The following is a 6,000-nucleotide window of genomic DNA, read 5'->3' as shown; positions in this document are numbered from 1 at the left end:
GGCAGGTGGCTGCGGCTCTGGTTGGTCCGACTGGGCAAGCAAGGCGGCTAATGCTACAGAGAGAAACATCGGCATCCGGCTACTAGCTAGTGAGCGCTAACACTTTAGTAGACCCCAAAAGCGGGGTACGAACAGGATAGTGCGTCCTGCAAGGGGGATGCGTCAAGCAGAAATCCTACCTTGGATCAATGTGTTATCCGATTCCGGTTGGCCGGGCTTCGTGCCAGCATCCGGATATGGCCGGATGTGCGAGGGTGTATGGAATACGGGGATGAAAACAGGGGTGTAGTGTCGGGCGCTGAGGGGCGAAAGAATCCACGCTTGATGGACGTTGTTCGCGGCAAGATCCGCGCGAAACACTACAGTATCCGCACGGAGCAGGCGTACACGGGTTGGATTCGGCGGTTCATTTTGGCCAACGGGCGTCGGCATCCGCGGGAATTGGGTGGGGTGGAGGTGGAAGACTTCCTCAGCCGGTTGGCGGTGGAGGGCGGGGTGGCGGCCAGTACCCAGAATCAGGCGTTGTCGGCGTTGCTTTTCCTTTATCGCGATGTCTTGCGGGTCAACCTGCCGTGGATGGCGTCGGTGCTGCGGGCCAAGCGGCCGCGCCGGATGCCGACGGTGTTGTCGGTGGAGGAGGTGCAGCGGCTGTTGTCGATGATGGACGGACGTCCACGGGTGTTGGCCAGTTTGCTGTACGGCACGGGCATGCGGCTGATGGAATGCCTGCGGTTGCGGGTCAAGGATGTGGATTTTGCCCGTGGTGAAATCACCATTCGCAATGGCAAGGGCGCGCGTGACCGCCGCACGGTGTTGCCGCGGTCGCTGGAGGCGGTGATGCGGCAGGAAATCGAACGGGCGCGCATCCTCCACCAGCAAGACTTGGCGGATGGATTCGGTGAAACCCGCCTTCCGCATGCGCTGTCGCGCAAATATCCCGGTGCGGGCAAGGATTTTGGCTGGCAGTTCGTGTTTCCGGCGGAACAGCGCTCGCAGGATCCGCGCAGCGGGCGGGTGTTTCGCCATCACATCGACGATGCCGTGTTGGCGCGGGCGTTGAAACGGGCGCGGACGCAGGCGGGGATCGATAAATTGCTCAGTGCGCACACCCTCCGCCATTCCTTTGCCACGCACCTGCTGGAGGCGGGTTATGACATCCGCACCATCCAGGAATTGTTGGGGCACAAGGATGTGGCCACCACGCAGATCTACACGCATGTGCTCAATCGTGGCGGGCGGGGGGTACGCAGCCCGCTGGATGGGTAGGGTCAGGGGGATTGGCGGGTGATGCGGAGGGTGGCGGATGGGGCGATGCCGCGCTCCAGCGATTGCAGCGTGACGGTGAGGTGGCCGATGGCGTGGCTGGCCGATTGTTCCTGCCGGGGCGTGGTGTGCAGCGAGAACGTTTCGGGGGGAGCCTGCCGGGGCGTCCAGCGCAGCTGGATTTCTGCATCGCCGGCCCAGATGCATTGCACGTTGGCGGGGCAGCGCGAGTCGTTGACGAGTTGGGTGTAGGCCAGTTCACTGCCGTCCGGCAGGCGGGCGTGTGCGCCGAGTGCCAGCGTGAGGGTGTCGTCGATGGGCGTATCGGGCGGGGCGGGTGTCTGGGCTGCCGGTGCGGGAACCATCGTGCCCTGGGTGGCACCGGCACAGCCTGCGAGGGCGAGAAACCCGGATAGGACGAGCATGCGCAGCATGGCCTGGCTCCAATGGATGACGTCGGAAGTTTATGCCTCTTCCTCGGAGTGAAGGCCATTCGTGCGCAGGGCAAGACGACTGGCCAGGCGCGTGGGTTCGGGCAGGCGATGGTGGGTGACGAAGCGCATCACCAGTTCCGGTGCGGACGGCATCGCCACCTTGTGGCCGGGCGACACGACCAGCGGCGGGCTGCCGGGTTTGCTGCGCAGCAGCCAGCCGATCTGCTGCTTGCCGTCGCGCAGCGGGGTGAACGCGCCGCGCATGTCGTGCAGGGCCATGCGTGCTTCGCCGACGAGCACGGTTCCGGCAACCCCGATGCTGGGCAGGCCGGTGGCCACGCCGAAGTGCGCGGCGATGCCGAAGCGGCGCGGGTGGGCGATGCCGTGGCCATCGATGAGGGCAAGGTCTGGGGCGTGTTTCAGCAAGGCCAGCGCCGCCAGCAGTGCCGGCAGCTCGCGGAAGCTGAGCAGATCGGGGATATCGGGCATCCGCGTGGGCAGATGGGCAACTTGCTGGTCGATCACCGCGCAGGTGTCGGCATCCAGCAGGACGGCGGCGGCGCGGGTGGTGGCACCGCCATCTTCGATGCCGACGTCGAAGCCTGCCACGGTGCGCGGCGATTTCGGGAAGCCGTCGCGCAATTGCACGTGCGTGGCCAGTGTGGCTTGCAGCGCGTGCATCGGTGCAGCGTCGCCCTGCCATTCTGGAAATGGCGTGGTCATGCGGGGTGCAGTGCCGTCAGCAGCCCGCGCGCGGCGGCAAAGCGCGTCGCCGCATCCGGAAGTTCCAGGGTGATGCGCAGCTTGTCCGGGCCATCCATGCGGTAGTGCTTGGGCTGGCCCTGGATCAGGCGGATCACCGCCATCGGATCGACCGCGGGTTTTTCCACGAACTGCATGCGTCCGCCGCTGCCGCCCAGGTCGAGCTTGCGGATGCCGAGCCTTGTGGCATCCAGCTTCAGTTCCGCGGTGGCGAACAGGTGCTTGGTGGCGTCGTGCAACAGGCCGAAGCGGTCGATCATCTCCACCTGCAGCTCGCGTAGCGCGTCGGCGTCGCGGGCGGCACTGATGCGCTTGTACAGGGTCAGGCGCGCGTGTGGGTCGGGCAGGTAGTCGTCCGGGATCAGCGCCGGCACGTGCAGGTCGACGTCGGCGCCGAAGCGGTCGTCGCCGTCCACGTCCGGCAGCTTGCCTTGCTTGATCGATTTCACCGCGCGCTCCAGCAGCTCGGTGTAGAGGCTGAAGCCGACTTCGGCCATCTGTCCGGATTGGTCCTCGCCCAGCAGTTCGCCGGCGCCGCGGATTTCCAGGTCGTGGGTGGCCAGGGTGAAGCCGGCGCCCAGTTCGTCCATCGAGCTGATCGCGTCCAGCCGCTTCTTCGCATCCGCGGTGATGCTGCGCCCGTCCGGCACCAGCAGGTAGGCGTAGGCGCGATGGTGGCTGCGGCCCACGCGCCCGCGCAGCTGGTGCAGCTGGGCCAGGCCGAACTTGTCGGCGCGGTTGATCAGGATGGTATTGGCATTGGGGATGTCGATGCCGGATTCGATGATGGTGGAGCACAGCAGCACGTTGGTGCGCTGCTTGTGGAAGTCCAGCATCACCCGTTCCAGCTCGCGCTCGTGCATCTGCCCATGCGCAATCCCGATGCGCGCATCCGGCACCAGCGCCTGCAGCTCGTCGTGCATGCGGCCGATGCTCTCGACGTCGTTGTGCAGGAAATACACCTGGCCGCCGCGCGCCAGCTCGCGTTGGAAGGCCTCGCGGATCAGCGCCTCGTCCCAGGCGTGGACGAAAGTCTGCACGGCGAGGCGGTTGGCCGGCGGCGTCGCGATAATGGACAGGTCGCGCAGCCCGCTCATCGCCATGTTGAGTGTGCGCGGAATGGGCGTGGCGGTCAGGGTGAGCAGGTGCACGTTGGCGCGCAGCTTCTTCAGCGCCTCCTTCTGGCGCACGCCGAAGCGCTGTTCCTCGTCGACGATGACCAGGCCCAAGTCGCTGAACTTCACGTCCGGCTGCAGCAGGCGGTGGGTGCCGACGATCACGTCGAGCTTGCCTTCGGCCAGCTTCTGCAGTTCCGCTTCGATGTCCTTCTTGCTCTTGAAGCGCGACAGCACTTCCACCTTCAGCGGCCAGTCGGCGAAGCGGTCGCGGAAGTTGCGGTAATGCTGCTCGGCCAGCAGGGTGGTCGGCACCAGCACCGCCACCTGCTTGCCGCTGCTGGCGGCGGCGAAGGCGGCGCGCACCGCGACCTCGGTCTTGCCGAAGCCGACGTCGCCGCAGACCACGCGGTCCATCGGCTGCGAGGAGGCGAGGTCGCGCAGCACCGCTTCGATGGCGGCGTGCTGGTCGGGGGTTTCCTCGAACGGGAAGGTGGCGGCGAACGGCTCGTACATCGCCCGGTCGACGTCGATCGCCAGGCCCTGCCGCGCGTGGCGCTTGGCCTGGATCTCCAGCAGTTCGGCGGCAACGTCGCGGACCTTGTCGGCGGCCTTCTTCTTCGCCTTCGCCCACTGCTCGCCGCCGAGGTTGTGCAGCGGCGCGGTGTCGGGGTTGGCGCCGGAATAGCGGCTGATGCGGTCCAGCTGCGCCACCGGCACGTACAGGCGGTCGCCCTTGGCGTATTCGATGTCGAGGAATTCGCCGGGCATGCCGCCGACGTCCATCGCCACCAGCCCTCGGTAGCGGCCGACGCCGTGGTCCTCGTGGACGATCGGCGCCCCCAGGGTGAGTTCGCCGAGGTCGCGGATGATCGCTTCCGGCTCGCGCCCGGCGCGCTTGCGCCGGCGCGGCTGCGCGGCGCGCTCGGGAAACAGCTGGCGTTCGGTGAGCACGCACAGCGCCGGTGCGTCCAGCGCGAAACCATCGTCGAAGGGGGCGACGGCGATGGCGAATGCAACATCGTCATGCCCGCGAAGGCGGGCATCCATGGACTTTGTTCTTGCTTCGTCGTCAACGGCCAACGTCCTTGGATTCCCGCCTGCGCGGGAATGACGAGCAATAGCAAAAGCCGACCAGTCCGCCAGCACTTCGGGTTGCAACCCGGCCGCCTGCAGCACTTCCAGCAGCGCTTCGCGGCGGCCGGCGGAATCGGCGGCCACCAGCACGCGGCCGGGATAGTTGCGCAGGAAGTCGCGCAGTGCCTCGCCCGGCGCATGGTCCTTCGCCGCCAGTGGCAGTGCTGGCGCAGGCTGCACCGGCAGCGCGTGCGCGTCACCGTGGCGCGGATGCTGGATGCCGCAGACTTCGATGCGCTCGCCCTGGTTCAAGCGTTCGCGCAGCGCGTCCGGTGCCAGCCACAGTGCGGCCGGTGGCAGCAGGGGGCGCTCGAGGTCGTGACGCAGTTGTTCGTGGCGATGCCCGATCTGCGTCCAGGCGGCGTCGGCGGCGTCCAGCGCGCCTTCGCACAGCACCGGCAAGGCCTCCGGCAGATAGTCGAACAGGGTGGCGGTGCCGGCCTCGCCGGTGCGTCCTCCTTCGAAGAACAGCGGCAGGTAATACTCGATGCCGGCCGGGGCCAGGCCGGCCTTCAGGTCCTGCACCAGCGCGCTGCGGCGGGTGTCGATGTCGAAGCGCTCGCGCAGTGCGGCCAGCGCCCGCTGCACGTGGGCGTCGTCCATCGGCACTTCGCGGCCGGGCAGCAGTTCGATGGCGGCGATCTTTTCCAGCGAGCGCTGGCTGTCGGGATCGAAGATGCGGATCGAATCGATCTCGTCATCCAGCCATTCGATCCGGAAGGGGGTGTCCGCACCCATCGGGTAGACATCCAGCAACCCGCCGCGCACCGCGAAGTCGCCGGGGTCGAACACCTGCGGCACGTTGCGGTAGCCGGCGGCTTCCAGCCGGCGTTTTTCCGCGTCCAGGTCCAGCCGTTGGCCGCGTTTCAGGTCGAAGCGGTTGCCCAGCACGTGGGCACGCGGGGCCAGCCGTTGCATCAGGGTGGCGGCGGGCACCACCACCACGCCGCGTTGCAGCCCGGGCAGGCGGGTGAGGGTGGCCAACCGCTGGCTGACGATCTCCGGGTGCGGGCTGAAGCGGTCGTAGGGCAGCGTTTCCCAATCGGGGAAGCCCAGCACCGGCAGGGCGGCATCACTGGCCAACAGCAGCCGCAGGTCGGCTTCCAGTTGCTGCGCGGCATGGTTGTCGCGGGTCACGACCAGCAGCGGGCGGGCGTGCTGTCCGGCGGCAGCGGCCAGCGCGCAGGCCAGCGCGGTGGAAGACGGCGGCGCGCGCCACCAGGCACGGGCCTGGCCGGCGCGGGGCAGGGACACGGGAAACGACAGCGGGGACGCATGCATGCAATGGC

The 6,000-nt window shown here is 67.5% G+C and carries 4 protein-coding genes; 1 reads left to right on the top strand and 3 read right to left on the bottom strand.

What is annotated here, in order from left to right:
• Positions 1–258 precede the first annotated feature (258 nt).
• On the top strand, positions 259–1,266 hold the full coding sequence (locus ACE3OK_RS11955) for an integron integrase (RefSeq protein ID WP_374249763.1): 1,008 nt from the start codon (positions 259–261) through the stop codon (positions 1,264–1,266).
• Between the two features lie 2 nt (positions 1,267–1,268).
• Here the strand turns inward: ACE3OK_RS11955 and ACE3OK_RS11950 are convergent, their stop codons facing one another.
• From ACE3OK_RS11950 to mfd, 3 genes are read right to left on the bottom strand one after another with little or no spacing between them, the layout of a single operon-like run.
• A complete protein-coding gene (locus ACE3OK_RS11950) occupies positions 1,269–1,688 on the bottom strand; it encodes a hypothetical protein (RefSeq protein ID WP_374249762.1) in 420 nt (139 codons plus the stop codon).
• A gap of 39 nt (positions 1,689–1,727) precedes the next feature.
• Complete coding sequence (nfi, locus tag ACE3OK_RS11945) at positions 1,728–2,378, bottom strand: deoxyribonuclease V (RefSeq protein WP_374249761.1); 651 nt, start codon at positions 2,376–2,378, stop codon at positions 1,728–1,730.
• Between the two features lie 38 nt (positions 2,379–2,416).
• Positions 2,417–5,992 carry a transcription-repair coupling factor gene (mfd, locus tag ACE3OK_RS11940; protein ID WP_374249760.1) on the bottom strand — a complete coding sequence of 1,192 codons (3,576 nt, stop codon included), beginning with the start codon at positions 5,990–5,992 and terminating at the stop codon, positions 2,417–2,419.
• Positions 5,993–6,000 lie beyond the last annotated feature (8 nt).

The organism is Thermomonas sp. (assembly GCF_041905325.1).
Taxonomy (GTDB): Bacteria; Pseudomonadota; Gammaproteobacteria; order Xanthomonadales; family Xanthomonadaceae; genus Thermomonas.
Note: the sequence above shows the minus strand (reverse complement) of the source record. Positions and strands in the feature narration are given on the sequence as shown.